General features: G+C 43.8%; 17 protein-coding genes. 10 read left to right on the forward strand and 7 right to left on the reverse strand.

Going from position 1 to position 17,981, the window contains the following annotated elements; translation table 11 throughout:
- Positions 1-112 precede the first annotated feature (112 nt).
- Complete coding sequence (locus AC3AQ9_RS15105; RefSeq protein WP_488308318.1) at positions 113-1,327, reverse strand: DNA/RNA non-specific endonuclease; 1,215 nt, start codon at positions 1,325-1,327, stop codon at positions 113-115.
- A gap of 394 nt (positions 1,328-1,721) precedes the next feature.
- Positions 1,722-2,768, reverse strand: coding sequence for an aromatic acid exporter family protein (locus tag AC3AQ9_RS15110; RefSeq protein WP_488308480.1), 1,047 nt, complete (start codon positions 2,766-2,768; stop codon positions 1,722-1,724).
- Between the two features lie 297 nt (positions 2,769-3,065).
- Between AC3AQ9_RS15110 and AC3AQ9_RS15115 the strand changes: the two genes are divergently transcribed.
- Both AC3AQ9_RS15115 and AC3AQ9_RS15120 read left to right on the forward strand, forming a co-directional pair.
- Positions 3,066-4,154 (forward strand): acetamidase/formamidase family protein, encoded by a 1,089-nt coding sequence (locus AC3AQ9_RS15115; RefSeq protein ID WP_488308319.1) that lies wholly within the window; start codon positions 3,066-3,068, stop codon positions 4,152-4,154.
- Between the two features lie 342 nt (positions 4,155-4,496).
- A complete protein-coding gene (locus AC3AQ9_RS15120) occupies positions 4,497-4,649 on the forward strand; it encodes a hypothetical protein (RefSeq protein WP_488308320.1) in 153 nt (50 codons plus the stop codon).
- Positions 4,650-4,909: 260 nt separating this feature from the next.
- Here the strand turns inward: AC3AQ9_RS15120 and AC3AQ9_RS15125 are convergent, their stop codons facing one another.
- The gene (locus tag AC3AQ9_RS15125) at positions 4,910-5,107 is read right to left on the reverse strand and encodes a hypothetical protein (protein WP_488308321.1); all 198 of its coding nucleotides are present in this window, start codon (positions 5,105-5,107) and stop codon (positions 4,910-4,912) included.
- Positions 5,108-5,325: 218 nt separating this feature from the next.
- Between AC3AQ9_RS15125 and AC3AQ9_RS15130 the strand changes: the two genes are divergently transcribed.
- From AC3AQ9_RS15130 to AC3AQ9_RS15165, 8 genes are all read left to right on the forward strand, one after another.
- Positions 5,326-5,670 carry a hypothetical protein gene (locus tag AC3AQ9_RS15130; RefSeq protein WP_488308322.1) on the forward strand — a complete coding sequence of 115 codons (345 nt, stop codon included), beginning with the start codon at positions 5,326-5,328 and terminating at the stop codon, positions 5,668-5,670.
- Positions 5,671-5,818: 148 nt separating this feature from the next.
- A complete protein-coding gene (locus AC3AQ9_RS15135; protein ID WP_488308323.1) occupies positions 5,819-6,328 on the forward strand; it encodes a YfiT family bacillithiol transferase in 510 nt (169 codons plus the stop codon).
- A gap of 266 nt (positions 6,329-6,594) precedes the next feature.
- Positions 6,595-7,437 carry an aldo/keto reductase gene (locus tag AC3AQ9_RS15140; RefSeq protein ID WP_488308324.1) on the forward strand — a complete coding sequence of 281 codons (843 nt, stop codon included), beginning with the start codon at positions 6,595-6,597 and terminating at the stop codon, positions 7,435-7,437.
- A gap of 213 nt (positions 7,438-7,650) precedes the next feature.
- A complete protein-coding gene (locus tag AC3AQ9_RS15145) occupies positions 7,651-8,637 on the forward strand; it encodes a YhdH/YhfP family quinone oxidoreductase (protein ID WP_488308325.1) in 987 nt (328 codons plus the stop codon).
- Between the two features lie 99 nt (positions 8,638-8,736).
- Positions 8,737-9,546: a TspO-related membrane protein gene (locus tag AC3AQ9_RS15150; RefSeq protein WP_488308326.1), complete on the forward strand. Its 810-nt coding sequence runs from the start codon at positions 8,737-8,739 to the stop codon at positions 9,544-9,546.
- Between the two features lie 42 nt (positions 9,547-9,588).
- Positions 9,589-10,086 (forward strand): TspO/MBR family protein, encoded by a 498-nt coding sequence (locus tag AC3AQ9_RS15155; RefSeq protein WP_488308327.1) that lies wholly within the window; start codon positions 9,589-9,591, stop codon positions 10,084-10,086.
- 298 nt (positions 10,087-10,384) lie between these two features.
- Positions 10,385-11,050 carry a DUF998 domain-containing protein gene (locus AC3AQ9_RS15160; RefSeq protein ID WP_488308328.1) on the forward strand — a complete coding sequence of 222 codons (666 nt, stop codon included), beginning with the start codon at positions 10,385-10,387 and terminating at the stop codon, positions 11,048-11,050.
- A 229-nt stretch (positions 11,051-11,279) separates the two neighbouring features.
- Complete coding sequence (locus AC3AQ9_RS15165; protein WP_488308329.1) at positions 11,280-12,413, forward strand: NADH-dependent flavin oxidoreductase; 1,134 nt, start codon at positions 11,280-11,282, stop codon at positions 12,411-12,413.
- Positions 12,414-12,637: 224 nt separating this feature from the next.
- Here the strand turns inward: AC3AQ9_RS15165 and AC3AQ9_RS15170 are convergent, their stop codons facing one another.
- From AC3AQ9_RS15170 to AC3AQ9_RS15185, 4 genes are all read right to left on the reverse strand, one after another.
- Entirely contained in the window at positions 12,638-13,603 is a 966-nt protein-coding gene (locus AC3AQ9_RS15170; RefSeq protein ID WP_488308330.1) for a GGDEF domain-containing protein, read from the reverse strand.
- 138 nt (positions 13,604-13,741) lie between these two features.
- On the reverse strand, positions 13,742-14,656 hold the full coding sequence (locus tag AC3AQ9_RS15175) for a GGDEF domain-containing protein (protein ID WP_488308331.1): 915 nt from the start codon (positions 14,654-14,656) through the stop codon (positions 13,742-13,744).
- Positions 14,657-14,714: 58 nt separating this feature from the next.
- Positions 14,715-16,715: a putative bifunctional diguanylate cyclase/phosphodiesterase gene (locus AC3AQ9_RS15180; RefSeq protein ID WP_488308332.1), complete on the reverse strand. Its 2,001-nt coding sequence runs from the start codon at positions 16,713-16,715 to the stop codon at positions 14,715-14,717.
- Positions 16,716-16,843: 128 nt separating this feature from the next.
- Positions 16,844-17,263, reverse strand: coding sequence for a hypothetical protein (locus AC3AQ9_RS15185; protein WP_488308333.1), 420 nt, complete (start codon positions 17,261-17,263; stop codon positions 16,844-16,846).
- Between the last annotated feature and the right edge of the window lie 718 nt (positions 17,264-17,981).

Raw genomic sequence — 17,981 nt, forward strand, 5'->3', positions numbered from 1 at the left:
CTAAGCATCACCGTTTCTACTTCTATCTAGATCAACTCTTGCATATGGTTAAAAACCGTGAACCTCATAAACGGTTCTTCCGCTCACTTATTTCACTCCAAGTCCCAGCTGCTTACTCACCGACCATGCCGTCATTATCATTATCCCGCATATAAGGGTATAACCAATGATCGCTCATGATCGGCATACTGAAACCGGCATCTTTTGCTTCTTTGATCGTCACTTGTCCATTGCCGTTTGTATCAACGCTGGAAACATCTCCACCTGTGTTTGCAGGGGCTGACTCCGCAGGGGCACTCTCTGTGGCTGCAGGGCTGGAATCAGCAGGCTCACTGCCTGTTAAACCGAGTGATGCGTTTACTTCATCCGGGTTCACGTTGTCAAAGGTGTCAACGGCTTCGTTGCCCATGACTGTATACGTATACTGGTAACTGGAAGGGATCTGCGTTTCCGTATCTGGATAGGTGATGATGGCTTCAAAATTCGTTGCGCCGCCTGCATCGCGAATCACTTTTTCCATATAAGCCTGGTCACCATGCCGGTTGAGCGTACTTTCCTGCGGGGTGATGTTATAGGCATTCGATACCCCACCAAGAGAATCCGCAATGACATGCCCTTCATCTAAAATATCACTTTCGACGCCCGGAACCTTCGCCTCATCCGAGTAGTATCGGCCAGACGATGTTACCGGTTCGCTGCTGTCATCTTGCAGAACGAGTTCGTCCGCAATGACACGCACAAGCTGCCCGTATTCATTCGTAAAGGCCCAGTATTCACGGTCCCCATACCCGATATCAACGACGACGTTGGCTTCGCGGTATCCAGACACATCACCGCCATCCACTTCAATCAGGTCATATCCTGCGAACAGCTCATTCTTTTGTTGGGCCGCTGCTTCTGCAGCTGCTTTTTCTTTAGCTGCCAGTTCCTGCGCTTCTTTCTCTTTCGCAAGCTCCTCAGCCGCCGCTTTCTCTTCGGCTTCTTTCTCTGCCGCCAGACGCGCTTCTTCTTTTTTCTTATCTTCTTTAGCCTGTTTCGCAGCTTCTTCCTGAGCAAGACGCTGTTCTTCGGCTTTTACCTCAGCTGCTGTATCTTCTTCTGCAGCCGTCTGTTCACTTTCGATGCCTTCTGCAGTTTCTACTTCATCTGCTGTAGATCCGACGCCGATAGCAGAACCAATAATCACTGCAAATGAAACACCTGCCGCTAGGCCAGCTTGCTTAACAGTCAGCCCTTTTTTGAACAAAGCACTGACGAGCAACATAACGATGCTTGCAGCAAAAGCCAGTAAGGCAGCCAGCAGCAATAAAACAAATAAAACGCTCATTTATTATTTCCCCCTGTTTTCTCTCTTTCTAGATCTATATTGCTATTTTCCAAAGATGACTATAACATGATTTAGAAGGGAAATACTAGGGAATGTTAAATTTATGTTTGGAAGTATTTGGCTCGCTGTTTTGAAACGCTTCCTCTGTAAAAAAACTAAAGGTCATCGAGTCTCATATCATGACGCTGAAAGCGGGAGAATTGAAGTCTATGAATCGTTGTACAAATACTGAGAGGCCAACTAAATTAAATTTCCTGTGTCGAATACATTTCACTCTATCTAATAAACGCCAAAAGAAATCCGCTCTATTGTTGAATAGAGCGGATTTCTTTTATGGATATTTAAGCTTTATTCATCGGGTGCGTTTAAGCTGGCTCGTATTCGAGTGAACCAATCAGTTTTCCGCCTCCTGAGCGGCTTTCACGCTATTCGGATCAAAAAACTTATCGACTAAATCATAAATCGTAATGAGCTCGTAAAGAATCGTGAATTCTGGCGGGAATAGGGTAGGGTGCATGGCATCGCTTGCCGTTACGCCTTTGCTGTTCTCCCAAAACAGGTCGGTAATCCGTTTTAATTGGTGCTGATGCTTTTCGTGGTCGTAGTCAAGGGAATGCTGCAAGTCGTTCGCAAGCTCCGTAACGGCTTGCATAATACTATTCCGCTCAGTTATTGTCCATTTCAAATCATGCAGTGGGATGCGAAGCAAAGCATCTAAATGGAACTCGAGATTATGTAAAAACAGCAATTGCCTTTCTGCCATCTGAAGCTCCGCCTCTCGACCCCGAACCCATGGATATAAGCTGAAATCATCCCGCTGGAAATGGATTAATTTCTCCGTCTTTCTGATTTCCGTAGTCAGCTGCTTCACAATCTCCCGATCTTCTTGAAGGTTCGCATCACCATCAAACAGGATGGTCCGAAATGTGTGTTCCAGCATACTTCCGGCACGTTCACTGATGCTTTGGATGCTTTTTAGAATATCGCTCCGATAATTTGGCGGAAAAATGAGCATGTTGACAGCGGTAGATACGAGCAGCCCAATCGTCGTTGTGCCCAGTCGGATGAAGAAAGCGATTAAGAAATGATCGTGGATGACTTCGACCATCGCAACGGATGTCAATGTGGCAACGAGTAAGCCGGCATGCAGATTAAGTTTATAACAGACTGAAATCGTGGCAACAGCAGCGAGTGTATAGGTGATCGGGGAATTCCCGAAAAGTGTAATAAAGAAAACAGCGAAGGCAGAACCAATCGCAGATGCGGGGAACCGGACAAGCCCTTTTTTGATTGAATCGCTGACCGTCGGCTCAATCGTAACAATGGCCGTGATGACCGCAAAGACAGGAGGCCAATTAAACCATTCGCAAATAATGGCTGTTAAAAAGATCGCTATCCCTGTTTTCACAATCCGGCTGCCATTGAAATGAAAGGATCGCATCATCTTTTAACCACCCTCCTTTACGTAGTATTTTCACTGTAATTCAGTATATCATCCGTTTTCTTATGTATTCCAACACCATACATTGCCACATCCACTGCATTTCAGTTGCGGGTGTATTTTTTAATTCTTCTGCAAAAAATATGAAGGGATTGGGCGGTGCGCGGTGAACATCCACTATTTCCTGCATTCATTGGTTAATTCGCTCGAATCCGTTTAACGTGTTTTGTGAAAGGAAATGTGAATAAGAAAGGTGGAATCAACGGTTTCATCTCTTAAATTCAAGGAGGTTATTTGATGAAGAGAATTCCGCATTCACGACTTGCTGCTCTGGAAAATGCGAATTTCCATACTTTGAAAGCAACGCCGGAAACTGTGCATTGGGGTTATTTTGATAATAGTATGCAGCCGGTACTGACCATCGATTCAGGGGATCTTGTTTACGTGGAGACGGTAACCCATCATGCTGGAGACGCACCCGACCTAATGATGGATGAAGGGATACAGAAAATTTACGATACGATTACGGAAGATGAACGCAAACCTGGTCCGCATCTTTTGACAGGACCAATTGGAGTGAAAGGCGCGAAGCCGGGGGATGTGCTTGAAGTCCAGATTTTGGCGCTTGAACCACGTCTGCCTTACGGATCCAATCTGGCAGCGCCATGGGGCTATTTAGCTGATGATTTCAATAATGAGGAGCGGGTCACCATTTATAAAATCGATGCGGAAAAAAACTGGCTGACCGCCCAGTTTGCTTATCAGTATCCCACAGGTTATTATGTAGCCGGCAAAGTTTATCAGCCTGAGGAAGTAAAGCGGGTCGAGGCACTCAAGAATATGCAGATCCCCGCAAGGCTCCATGTCGGAACAATCGGCGTGGCTCCACCCTGGAATGGCAGAATTGATACTACTCCTCCTGATGTTCATGGAGGCAATGTAGATAATTGGCAAATTGGCGAAGGTGCGACGATGTATTATCCTGTCCATACCGACGGTGCTTTACTTTCGCTTGGCGATTCCCATCTGGCACAAGGAAATGGCGAATTGAGTGGAACCGCTGTCGAAACATCGCTCAATTGTCTCATTAAAGTCACATTGCGGAAGGATCTGTCGCTTTCGCTTCCGGTTCTGGAAACGGATGATGCTTGGATGATTCATGCTTTTCATGAAGATTTGGACGAAGCTGTCAGAATCGGTGCCCATGAAACGCTGAAATTCTTGAAAACCTATTATGGCATCAGCAATGAAGACGGCTATTCGTTCCTCAGCGTCGCGGCGGACATCAATATCACTCAAGTTGTCAATCAAAACAAAGGAATCCATGTCACTGTCCCTAAAAAATTTATTTTGCCGAATACTGATTTCAATGTCGAGCCTGAATGAGTTTTTTAAAAATGGCCATATTAAAAATCGCGCCACTGTGCATGGAACAAGTCAGCTTATAAACTGCAATTGCATAGAAAAAAACATCTTCAAATGAAATCAATCGATTTCGAAGACGGCATTTGTATGTTCAGCGATTTTGATAAGTCTTCATAATTGAGCCGCGCACAGAGGAAAGTTGGTATTAATCGTGAAAGGGGAAAAAGTAAAGTTAATACTATACAAAATGCCGCTCCGAGGAAATAACTATTTCTCGGAGCGGCATTCTGTTATTTATGCATTCATCTCTCCAGCAGCAGATAAAAAGAAGCGCAAACAGATTTGACTCCAAAGGAGGGGAGTATGGGCAATAAGACGAAATTTATCCATTGGCTGAAAGAGCCGATTTTCTCAAAGAAAGCAGATCCATTCATCAATTTTCTTCTCGCCTTTTTAGGTGCAGTGCTCGGTACTTTAATGTATCCAAGAACAGAGATGCCCTTCTGGCAGTTCTAAATCTGAATGATTCCCATCGCTGTTCTGTTAGTCTTCATTCTTAAAGTGCTCGGAACTGTTTGGAAAAATAACAGAAGCAGCGTCATATGAAATAGCAGTCCGTGCAGCTGAAGAATACATAACTAGAAAACCTTGCTATAGCAATAAAAACGACTAGCAAATTAAGGTGCAATTTGCTAGTCGTTTTTGTTTTTAAGTTTTGTAATAAGAAACGGTCCTGCTCAACTGAAGTCTTTTTACAACTCAGTCGAAAAGGAAGATCAAGGAGTTCGGTTATTGTTTCTGTTTGTTAATTTATTGTTTTCATCAGGCATGTGCGCTTGATCTTTCAACGATTGGTTCTTTTGTTCTTGTGGATTGGAATTTTGTTTTTCTGAAGTTTCCTTGTTTTTATCTTCAAGGAGTTCATTCATTTTTTCGATGTTTGTTTCTTGTGTAGATGATTTGTCCTGGCTCATAAAATACCCCTCTCTCAGTTGTTTTTATTTGTATTCCCGGAGGACATAGAGATAAACGCTGGACGGCGAAGCCGAACGAACGATAAAGGAACTTCGGAGACTGCTGACGGCTAAAGAATAACAAGCAGCATGTGAATAGTCAGAACCGCAGCTGGTATGAGATGCCGGCTTGCGGTTTTTATGCTGTATTACCATAGGCTTTTTACTTTTCTCTTGCGGTGTCTTTTATATTCCTCTGGGTTTACACGGCGAGAATCCTGCCGGTTCTGGCAGCCGTCTTTCTTGGAGGCCTTCTGCAAACCCTTGTTACGCATAAAGTGGTCAATGAAGAAGAGTTTCCATTTTCCACGTCGTTTGAATTTGCCCAGGATGCTGGAACCGCGAAAATGCTGGGGCTGTCCCTTCTGACGGACGGCTTTATAGGTACGCATTTCATCGCCGCCTTGACCGATTGGGGCATTTACATTTACATCGTTATTTTGTTAGCAGCTTTATGGATTGGCTGGCAAAAGTTTTCCCGGAGAATAAAAAACGCGGTGAAGAAAATTCGGACTTGGCGTTGAATCGGGGGGATTGAAAACAGCCAAAACAAACTCCTTGATAGTAGAGTCAGAACGCACGCTCTCCCGGTTTACAAAATTCCCTTCCATTGGTATAGTGGGCGTGAATGCGATAGTCCACAAATACAGTTGAGGAAAAGAGGTTGGAAAAATGGATGTGAAATATCCAATTGGAAAATTACAGGTTCCGGAAAATGTGAAAGTGGAACATATCCAGGAATGGCTCGGGAAAATCGGAGATTACACGATGCGCCTGAGAGAAGTCGTCGATTTATTGGACGAAGAGCAATTAGGTAAGAAGTACAGAGAAGGCAGCTGGACCGTCCGCCAGCTCGTGCATCATATTGCGGATTCGCAACTCAATATGTATCAGCGCCTGAAACTGGCTTTGACGGATGACAATCCGACGGTTCCGGCTTTTGATCAGGAAAAATGGGCGGCACTTCCGGATAATGATCTGCCGGTGGAAAGTTCAATCCGAATGCTGGAAGGGCTGAACGTACGGATCGTCGCACTTGGGCAGCGTGTGACGGACGAGCAATTGGATCGCGTCTTCACCCATGAAACGAATGGTGAAATCAGCGTCGCAACCAAACTGGCGAAACTGTGCTGGCACGAAGAGCATCATTTGGAGCATATCAAGATCGCCTTGGCGAACTGAATCGTGTCCATATGCCAAACATAATTTAAGCTATACCGTGACATCACATTAGGAATCCGCTCTATTTACCAATGGAGCGGATTCCTATTTTTGCTTTATGAACCATGCAGAAGAGTGGTTGTAGGGTTTACACCTTTCAGATCCGGAAAATACATTCGCTTTGTGACATGTACAAAAATCAGCGTCCGGACATAAAAGACAGGATAATTTGAGTTTGAAATCAACTAAGCGTAGTCTTAAAGCAGAGATGAGAGGAGTGAAAGTGAATGGAAAAAGCAATACCAGAAGTGACGTTGAACGACGGAACCATGCTGCCGGTTACTGGACTCGGTACATATGGCCTTTGGGGCAATGCAGGGGCGAACGCAGTCAGCAGCGGAATCAATGCCGGCTATCGGCTGATTGATACGGCTTATAATTATGAGAACGAAGGAGCGGTGGGGGAAGGCATCAAGCGCAGTGGCATATCCCGCGAGGAATTGTGGATTACTTCCAAGCTGCCAGGCCGTTACCATAATTACGACAAAGCGTTAATTGCCATTCAGGAATCGCTGTACCGTTCGAAGCTGGATTATTTTGATCTGTACGTAATTCATTGGCCGCTTCCAAATCAAAACCAATACGTGGAAGCGTGGCAAGCCTTGATCGATGCGAAGAAATGGGGACTCGTCCGGTCGATTGGCGTGAGCAACTTCCTGCCTGAACACCTGGAGCGCATCATCGGGGAGACCGGGGTAACGCCGAGCCTCAACCAGGTGGAATTGCATCCGTTCTTCAATCAGGAAGAACAGCGGCAAGCGCATGAGAAACACAATATCCAGACACAGTCATGGAGCCCGCTTGCTCGGGCTGCAGATATTCTGTCGAATGAAACAATCCGTAACATCGCCGGGAACCACAATAAGACGGTTCCTCAAATTGTGCTGCGCTGGCATTACCAGATTGGTTCTGTCTCGATTCCAAGATCCACTTCTCCTCAGCGGCAGCGGGAAAACCTGGAGATCTTTGATTTTGCCTTAAGCGAAACCGAGATGGCTGAAATAGCCGGGTTGTCACGGCCGGACGGCAGATTATTTGATATGGATCCCGCTACCCATGAAGAGTTTTAAAATAAGCAACATCATTCCATCAATCGCGCTTCAAGGAAAGAACCAGTTCTAAACGAATTGGACAATGCACGGCCATTTATATTTCGTACCAGGATACACCTGCTGCAGCACACTGGCGGGTGTGTTTTTTCATGTTCCTTGGCTGGATTTTACAGGGAAACAGTTTTACCAAAAAGTTAATTCGGGAAGAGATAGGGGAGGAGGGGGATACGAATGGATTCTTTTAAAGCGATTGTCGTCAAAGAACAGGAAGACGAAGTGATTTACGGAGTGGAACAAATAGGCGAGGACCGGCTATCAGACGGTGAGGTCTTCATCAAAGTGGCGTATTCTTCGATCAATTACAAAGATATGTTGGCGGTACAGAAAAAAGGGGGCGTGATCCGGAACTATCCGATGATTCCCGGGATCGATTTGAGCGGCACCGTTGTCCAGTCAGCAGATTCTCGTTTCCAGGAAGGGCAGGAAGTCATCGTCACCGGATTTGAAATGGGCATGAGCCACACAGGCGGATTCGCTGAATATGCCCGGGTGCCTGCAGATTGGGTGGTACGGTTGCCGGAAGGTTTAAGCCTGCGGAACGCCATGGTCTTCGGAACAGCCGGCTTCACAGCCGCATTGTCCATCCTGGCATTGGAACAGAACGGCATGGACCCGAAAAACGATCCTGAAATACTGGTGACTGGATCTACTGGCGGAGTCGGCAGCACCGCGGTGCAGATGCTTGCTAAAATCGGCTATAAAAATATTACAGCGCTGGTCCGCAAAGACCATCAAGTGGACGTAGCGAAATCACTCGGCGCGCATACCGTCATTTTCCCAGACGACTTGGGTGAGTTGAAAAAGCCGTTGAACAAAGAAAAATTCGATTACGTACTGGATACCGTCGGAGGAGACATCACCTCTGTTTTGATTCCGCAGCTTTCCTACGGCGGCAGCATGACCACCTGCGGAATGGCAGCTGGTATTGAGTTAAAAGCAACTGTCCTGCCGTTTATCTTGAGAGGAGTGAACCTGCTCGGCATCGATTCCGTTAATGTACCGATCGAAAAACGGCCTGCGATCTGGGCGAAAATAGCGAATGACTGGAACATTGCCGAAACGACGCTGGCAGACGAAATCTCAATCGAAGAAGTGCCGGGCACCATTGAAGCCATCAAAAATGGAGAGCATTTGGGGCGGACAATTGTGAAGGGTTAGCGGGGGGACGGCTGATTCCAAGCTTGCATAGCCTGGTGCCGATTTTGTAGAGATTTTCTTTGGACGAAAGAAAAACAGCTAGCGAGAGGAACGGTTACTATGGATGAAAACACGCTGAAAAAAACGAAGATATTCACCGTTTTAAATCTGGTCGTTTATTTTTCAACGCTCGGCGTCAACTACCTCGGATCTTCAGGATTTTTTTATGGAAACAGCCAAAAGGATATCTCAGACAAATACATGACGCTCATATCTCTGGCACCTTTTACTTTTTCCATTTGGGGAGTCATTTATAGTTTGCTGCTGATTACGCTAATCTACTTGTTCATAAAAAGAAAAGACAAGAATGTCAGCAGGCTAGTTTTTTTGATTTCTCCATTATTCATCGTGAGCTCTTTATGCAATATGAGCTGGATTGTCGCTTTTTCCTATGAACGATTAGGTGTATCTACGCTGCTGATTTTCGGGATGCTGTTTTCCTTGCTCACCATCGTGGAAAGGATCTATAAAAATCGCTTTGAATTTCCTTCCACGCTTGCAGGGCTCAGTTTCACCTTCTATGGCTCGTGGGTGTTCATTGCGACCATCGTCAATGTCTCTTTGTTTTTAGTGCAACTGGAATGGAACGGATTCGGGATTTCCGATTCCATCTGGACCATCATCGTATTGGGGATGGCCATTGCATTTGTCCTCTTTTACCTGTCACGATATAAAAATGCCGCTTTCCCGATTCCTCTGGCATGGGCGTTCTTTGGGATCTATAGTTCGTATGCGAGCGGACAACTCGATCCGGCTATGTCCACGGCCATTCAAGGAGTTCTTCTAGCGGGGATCGGGATCTTTGTTATTGCTGCTGTGTGGAGATTCGTTAAAAATGGTAACGCACTTTTTTTGAGACATACGGTTTAAAGGTGCTCTTGACAGACAATTGAATTCAGAGGAGGAAGTTGCATGGAGTTCTTGAAAGTGGAGGGCAAGATTAGCCCTGGAAAACTGGCATTGAGCATCATGGTGCCGGTTGTCGGCGGCTCACTAGCCGGCGCGTTCGCAAACCGCAATACCCAAGAAGAGTATGCTGAATTGAAAAAGCCTTCCTTTTCCCCGCCGCCTTGGATTTTTCCTTTGGCATGGACCGCTTTATACACTTCCATGGGGATGGCAAAATACCGTGCGGCTCAAAAAGCCGCGTTGAAAAACGAAGCGGGGAAAGTGCTGGTCCCTTACAATCTGCAATTGGGCCTGAACTTCCTGTGGTCATTCCTTTTCTTCAAATGGGGGCTGCGCGGCACCGCGCTTGCGGAAATGGTTTTGCTGCTCGCAACGATAACGTGGACGACGTATGAATTTTACCAATATGATCAAACCGCCGGCAATCTCATGGTCCCTTATATCGCTTGGGTAATGTTTGCAATGGGCTTGAACAGCTCAATTTGGAAGCTGAATAAATGAACGACAGAAAAATAGCTTCCCAGTGAAAGAAAAATTTTAAACGGTTTTGGCCCCATACACTAAAATTTATATCAGATAAATAGCCGCTCCGAGGAATTCAACATTCTTCCGAGCGGCTATTTGTTTTATTCTTACTGATAAATTGTTTGGGAATTGTATGTTTTCATGGACTGACTTAAAGAGCTTTCCCATCGTCTTTAGAGGAAAGCGGGAAGTTCGAATCATATTCGGTATATAGCATGTTACGATGAACGGTATAATCTATCTTAAATAAACTAATATAGAAGGTGACGATGAGATGTTTTATATTAGTACCAAAAAGCTTTTGGCAGCAGGCATGATAGCAGGCCCGTTATTCACCTTTTCTTGGTTAATAGATGGCGCTGTCCGTGAAGGATATAATCCCCTGCGGCATCCTGTCAGCTCATTGTCTATCGGCAGCAACGGCTGGATACAGGCCACTACCTTCCTTATTGTCGGCATACTGCTTTTGGGGTTTTCACTTGCTCTTATTCGGATTTTAAAATCTCAAGGAGCACGAGTTGGCGGTCCGCGTTTTCTCACATTATGTGCAATAGGGTTGATCGGAGCTGGCCTGTTCGTATGCGACCCTTTGAGCGGTTATCCATCGGGATTACATACAGCTCGTTCGGATAGAAGCATTTCCGGCATATTGCATGATATTTTTTCTGCGTTTCTCTTCTTTGGGTATCCAATTGCGGCTTTCAAGTACTATAAAATATTCGTGCAGAAAAAAGAGAGGGCTTGGGCGAATTACACCATAGTTTCAGCATTTGCTTTTATTTGTTTTTTTATAGTAACAAGTATGGGTTTTGGCCAAGTCACCGGCTTTGTTGAGTACGGAGGATTATTTCAGCGTATCACGTTAACGATATTTTGGATTTGGGTAACGTTAATTTCTTTCTATTTTTTGCAGCGAGACAGAAAAGAGAGAATGAAATAATTAAAAAGCGTGCTTTGATAATAAGGGGAACTCTTCTTTTATGAGTTCCTGCTTCAACATACGGTGTATCATTCTCAAGGAAAGCAAGCACAAGTAACACGTCTGGCATTTTGCCGGATGTGTTTTTTTCTTCTGGCAAAGGCCAAGACCTGCGAGCTAGAATTCTTGTAGTCGGTCGAAGCCTATGCTAATTTGGATAAATGAACCAAAAAAGAAAAGAGGAATATAGATGAAACCACAATATAAAGCTTTATTCGAAGAAATCACTTTACCGAATGGCGTTGTATTAAACGACCGTTTAGGCGTTGCGCCGATGACTACATATTCAGGGAATCCGGACGGCACGGTATCGGACGAAGAACTTGCCTATTACCGCCGCCGCTCGAATATCGGCAGCTTGTTCATCTCTGCATGCATCGCGGTTTCGGAAAATGGCATCGCGTTCCCGGGACAATTTGTCGCGTTCAGTGAAGATGTCATGCCACGTTTGACGCGTCTGGCGACTGAGATGAAAGCGAACGGCAATAAAGCGATTCTGCAGATGCAGCATGGCGGACGCCAAGGGCAGCCGGAATTGATCGCTGCGAACGAAACGGTTGCGCCGAGTGCAGTCGGAGGGACCGCTCATAAGCCGGCACCGCGAGAACTGACAGCGGAAGAAATCACAAACATCATCTGTGATTTCGGCGAAACGACGCGCCGCGCGATCGAAGCCGGTTTTGACGGAGTCGAAATCCACGGGGCCAATACGTACCTGCTCCAGCAATTCGTATCGGAAATGACCAATCGCCGGGAAGACGAGTGGGGAGGCAGCTTGGAAAATCGCATGAAATTCCCGCTCGCTGTTCTTGCTGAAGTTAAGCGCGTGGCAGCTGAATATGCGAATGAGGAATTCATCATCGGCTATCGTGTGTCACCGGAAGAATACGGTGAATTGGGAATCGGCTATACGATTGAAGAAACCAAAATTCTGACCGAGAAATTGATTGCGGGCGGCATTCATTATCTTCACGTGTCGCTGATGGATTTTAAAAAGCGCCCACACAATGAAGAAATAAATCGCGGCATCGTTGAAATCCTCTCCCAGCAAATTTCTGGGCGTGTGGCATTTGTAGTCGTCGGCAGTGTTACAAAACCGGAGGACGCAATTGCGGCACTCGAAGAAGGTGCGGACATCGTCGTGATGGGACGCCAAGTGTTGGCAGATCCGGAATGGACGGAAAAAGTGAAACAAGGCAAAGAAAACGAAATCTATGAGAACATCCCGAAAGAGCGAATCGGCAAGCTCGATATTCCGGAATCTCTTTGGGAAAAGATCGTTCAGTACAAGATGGTAGAAGTTGAAGAAGGCGTAAACGTCTAAGTTCGATTAAGAATTAATAAAGCTCTCTGGCCAAAAGGCTAGGGAGCTTTGTTTTATTGTTCATTGGTGTTCTTCATGTTTCTGATGTTTGCACTGTCCTTGAAAAACAGCTCGCTTTATCGATTTTAAAGTTTTTCCACATGCTCGAATACTTGCAGCGCTCTGGCCAAATTCACTTTTAACAACTGCTGACCGGCATATATACTGGAAGAGGATTTTTCAATTTACATAAAGTATTTTACACTCTCTCCTTGTTGGCTTCCAAAAAGCTTTGTATGGTACATATGTTTATCTGCTTTTTTGAATATCTCTTGAATTTCAGATTCCTCATTATTCTTCGTTTCATGGCCAAATGAAACAGATATAGTAATTGAGCCTACTTTTTCTAGTAATGATAGTTCACTGATGCGCTTGATAATTAGCTCTGCTTCAACAGCACTTGTTTTAGGCAATAGAATAACAAACTCATCACCGCCGATTCTGCAAATAATATCATCCGTCCGGCAGCCTCGTTTAATTACTTCAGCAGATTTTTTCAGCAACTCGTCACCCATGGAATGTCCATAGAAGTCATTGATCAGCTTTAAGCCATTTACATCTCCAATTACTATAGTCAAAGGCAGGTTTCTTGTTGTATCAAGTCTTTTTAATTCTTCTTCGTAAAATCTTCTATTATATAAACCTGTTAATTGGTCATGATAGCTAAGATATAAAATCTCTTCGTTTTGAAAGATCAGCTCTTTATTTGCAGTGACTAGCTCGGCTGCACGTTTATCTTTCTCACCATTTTGAAAGACCAGCTCTTTATTCGCGATGACCAGCTCGGCCGCCCGGTCTGCTTTTTCATTGTTTTGAAAGACCAGCTCTTTATTCGCGATGACCAGCTCGGCGGCCCGTTTATCTTTCTCGCCATTTTGAAAGACCAGCTCTTTATTTGCAATGACTAGTTCTGCTGCACGGTCTGCTTTTTCTTCAGTTTGAAAGGCCAGCTCTTTATTTGCAATGACCAGCTCGGCCGCCCGGTCTGCTTTTTCTTCGGTTTGAAAGGCCAGCTCTTTATTCGCAATAACCAGCTCGGCCGCCCGGTCTGCTTTTTCTTTGGTTTGAAAGGCCAGTTCTTTGTTCGCAATGACTAGTTCTGCCGCGCGGTCCGCTTTTTCTTTGTTGTGAAAGTAAAAGTCATTTCCCATATAACACTACACTCCAATTTGTTTTTTATTGGGATCTCCAGAATTCTAAGCATCTTTAGGCAACACCCATAAGTTCATTAAATTTTTCTGCCATCTTTATTGAAAATGTTCTGACGTAAATAGAACTTCCATGCCTGTTCAAATAATGACGACTTGGTTTTTGCCCTTTTCTTTTGCTGAATACAGCGCCTTATCCACCCACTCCGCCATGGAGTTAAGGGAAAAGTCGCCTAAGAAACTTTTACCGCCGATTGATACGGTGACATCAATTAGGCAATTGCTTGGATTTATGATTTTCAGCTGTTGGATATCACGGCGTAGTCTATTTGCAAGTAGCTTTAATTCTGTTTCACCGGTGTCAGGCAAGAGGATTGCAAACTCGTCTCCGCCTATACGTGCTGCAGTATCTGAAGATCTTGCTACATCCGCAATTTGAAGCGCCAGTTCTTTTAATACTTGGTCGCCTGCAGGATGGCCATAAGCATCATTAATTTCTTTAAAGTTGTCGGTATCAATGTATAACAAAGACAGGCAGGTGCCGTGTTGAATAGCGCGACTCACTTCTGTTGTTAGTTGTTCTTCGAAATAGCGTCGATTAAACAGAGAAGTCAAAGGATCTTTTTCTGCGTATTCCTTCAGTTCGAGTTCCAGAAGCTTTTGTTTAGTAATATCCACATGGCGAATGACCACCCCTGCAATAGCCTTGTCGTTTGTTTGAAGAGGGGTAGCTTGCATCAAGAACCATCTTTCTATAGAAGGGGAATGACAAGGATATTCAAAGTTGAAACAGTCTGCGTCTCCTGTCAGAATAGCCTGCAAACCTTGAGTTACCACCGGTTCTTTTTCGCACTTGTTAAGGTAATTTGTTCCAATTCCACAGCTGGATAATGTTCCGCCATTGCGTAACGCAAATTGATCCCATTCTTTGTTAGCAAAACAGATAATTCCGGTTTCATTAATCAAACAGATTTGATCTCTTAAGGAATTTAGGACGGACTCGCCTATTCTTGGGAACATTGATAAAAAAGTTTCTGCATGTGCTTTCATTGCCATCACCATCTTTCTGTAGGAGGGAAGAGTTTACGGTGCAGTTCTTCCATTCCTTTTTCTTTTAATGCAACCCTTGCAGATATTTTCTGTCAAAAGCTTCTGGCGACAAAGGCTTGTCGTGAAAATAACCTTGATGGATAGGACAGCCATTCGCTTGCAGGAACCTGGATTCTTCTGAAGTTTCCACTCCTTCAGCGAGCAGCTCACAGTCAATGCCTCTTATAAACTGGATCAGAGATTTAAGAAACACTTCAGATTTGGTGTCCTGGCCAATTTTATTGATAAACGATTTATCCAATTTAATCTTGTCGATCGGATAATCCACCAAATAGGCCAGCATGGAAAAACCGGTGCCAAAATCGTCCAAGGCAATTGAAATTCCCTTTGATTGGCAGTCCAACAAGTTAGTTAGCGTGATTTCTGAACTGATCAGCTCTACACTCTCTGTGATTTCCAGTTCAATCTGTTCAGGGGAAATGTGATGGTTTTCCATCAGGAGAAACAAATCCTCAAAAAACGTTTTGCTTGTGACCAAGGACGAAGTCACATTAATAGCGGCTTTAGGGAAATTCCCACCCTGTTCTTCTTTGTCTTTAATAAAGGAAAAGACTTCCTCCAGCAGATGGTTTGTTAAACGTGAAATGGTTCCTGTTTCTTCGGCGATGTCAATGAATTCAACAGGAGAAATAGGGCCGAGAATAGGGTGGTTCCATCGCGACAGCACTTCGATACCGGTAATGCTGCCGGTTTCGCAGTTAATCTGCGGCTGCACAACAAAATGGAAGCCGAGTTCTTTGAGGTCTCCTGATAGGCTTTTTTCGATTACCAATCGCCTGGCCAAATCAATTCCCATATCAGGGCGGAAAAGGGAATAGGAAGAACCGGTTTGCTTTTTAGCAGTCCGCATGGCTGTTTCAGCAAATGCAATCAGCTCTTCGGTGCTATCAGAATCCTGAGGATAGGAAGATATTCCGATGCTGGCATTTACAGCAACCGACTGAAAGTCCTCCAATACAACAGTACTGGTAAAGATTCCTTTCACTCTTTCCGCGAACTCCGTAATCTTTTCGCCTCTCTGAGGCAGGCGGAGAAGGATCAGTTCGTCACCGTCAAGGCGGCCCACTATATCCTGAGAATTAAGTAGTTTCTCTAATTCTTTCGCTATGCTTCTGATGACGTCATCGCCTGTATTGTGATTGTAAAGCGTATTGATGTGTTTGAAGTTATCTAAGTTAAGATAAAGGAGGGAAAAGGAGGATTCTTCTTGCAGGATTTGCTCTATCTGCTTCTCGAATTTTCTGCGGGTTGGCCAGCCGGTTAGATAATCGGTGCAAGAAACCTGTGAAAGTAAAGTTTCTATTTCCTCTTCTTTTTTGATTTTCTGGTAATATACCGCCAATCCACCGTCTGTAACCGGGGACACTTTTACACTGAACCAACAATCCATCGGCGCATAGTATTCCTCGAATTGGAGGGTAAGGCGGGTCTGCATGGCCCGGTTATAATTGGAGTAAAATTCGGTGCCGACAGCTTTTGGGAAGCAGCTCCAAATATTACGGCCAATCAGCTCTTCTTTTTTATACCGGAGGACTTTTTCGGACTCGGAATTTAAAAAATAAAATCTCATCTGATTATCGAGAAGGAAAAAGGCTTCTGTCATACTTTCAAGGATAGTTTCTGTATTCAAAGAACTTACGACAGAGGCATTGGTCAATAACTGCTTATAAAGGATGATCCCTTTTGTATTGCTGCCAAGTGAAAACAGCTGATATTTTACGGACAAATAGTCCGTTGCTTCTCTGTTGTAAAACAGTGACAGTTGCATTTCTTCCTCTGCGATTCCAATTAATACATCATCTATGCATTGAAGCTCGTTGAATTTCTGCATTTCTTTCAGACAACTGAGGTAATTCTCTCCAACCTGCCAAAGAGCCGTAGGCAGTTGATGCATCTGACAATAATCCATCCAATTTTGATTAGAATGGACGATGACTCCGTCTGTATGAAGAAGAACAACAAAATCTCCTCCTATTTCATTTAATTCATGTTTTTGTTGTCCCATGATTTGCATCCTCAGCCACTCCCATCCATCTAAGTTGTCTTTAAATTGCCAACGGGCTTTTTAGTTCTGCGCTTGCTAATAATTAAAGCTGCTGCAGTGATTAAAACCGGTTCGAATCGGACACATGGTTATTGCCAGACACATTTATATTCCTGTGCGGATAAGACATCGATATCCAATGTATTCAATAGATTGCAGACCTGATAAAAGGCCTGGAGATTTTTAATCACCAATCCTTTTTCTTTATGTTCATCAAGATAGACAAGAAGTTCTTTCCTGCTATCGAGAGAACGTGCTGCGGTGTAAAAAGGCGCCCTTGGTCTAAATATATTTTTTCTGTCGGATAAATCAAATTTTGAGAGTTGAAAGATGTCCGTTAAAAGATAATGGCCTTCCAAGGAACAGACAAGCACCATGTCATAACTTTTGAGAATATTTAACGTATCGTCCTTTGATGCCAACATTTTTTCAATGGTTTGGCTGACGAAATTCTTTATTTCGTCTAATTCCGGATCCGTTAATGAGAAGTTCTTTTTAAATATAAACATGGTTCTAACCTCCCAATGAACTTTCAAAAAAATCGAGTAGATTAGATTTAAAAGTTATAAATTTTGTTTTATAGTATATTTTTTTCATATTAAAGAGTATCATATGCTTATATTGTATAACTTAATATAGGTAAAAATAACTAATATTATAATGTTGTAATTTACAGATTTCTCTTGTTGTCGGATTCAGGTTGTAATGTTTAGAGATTTTTCACTTCACTCTAATGAACCGATAAAATCCCGAATTCTCTAGTTTCAGCCACTCCATATAGAAGCAACTTCTCCAAATAAAAAAGGTGTGCAGCTGCACGCCCTTTACGTCTGCCGACCTTTACTTTTAAGAACGTTTCTCTATATTTCTAACGTCTTTCACAATCGCATAGCATTAGTCTAGGTCAATCGACAAAACGTCCTTCTACAAAACAAATTTGAGAACTAGAAACAGACGGTCAATAAACACAAAATTTCTTCCGAAGCTCCTCTTCGTGTTGACTATTCTTTAACTTCAAAAGGAGAAGAGTTCATTGCTATCATTTTACCTCTATAACAAAAAACTTATAATTTATAAATAAGAAATGCACTCACAACTAGCAAATGAAAAGAGATGAATTAGAAGGCATAACAACAATGAAATTGAATAATCTAAGACCATCTAGAGGACAAAGGATGCGGTATTTGACTTATAAAAGTTTGCAGATCATGGATTGCGGGAAGAGAA

The sequence above is a fragment of the Planococcus sp. VCh962 genome, from assembly GCF_057748275.1.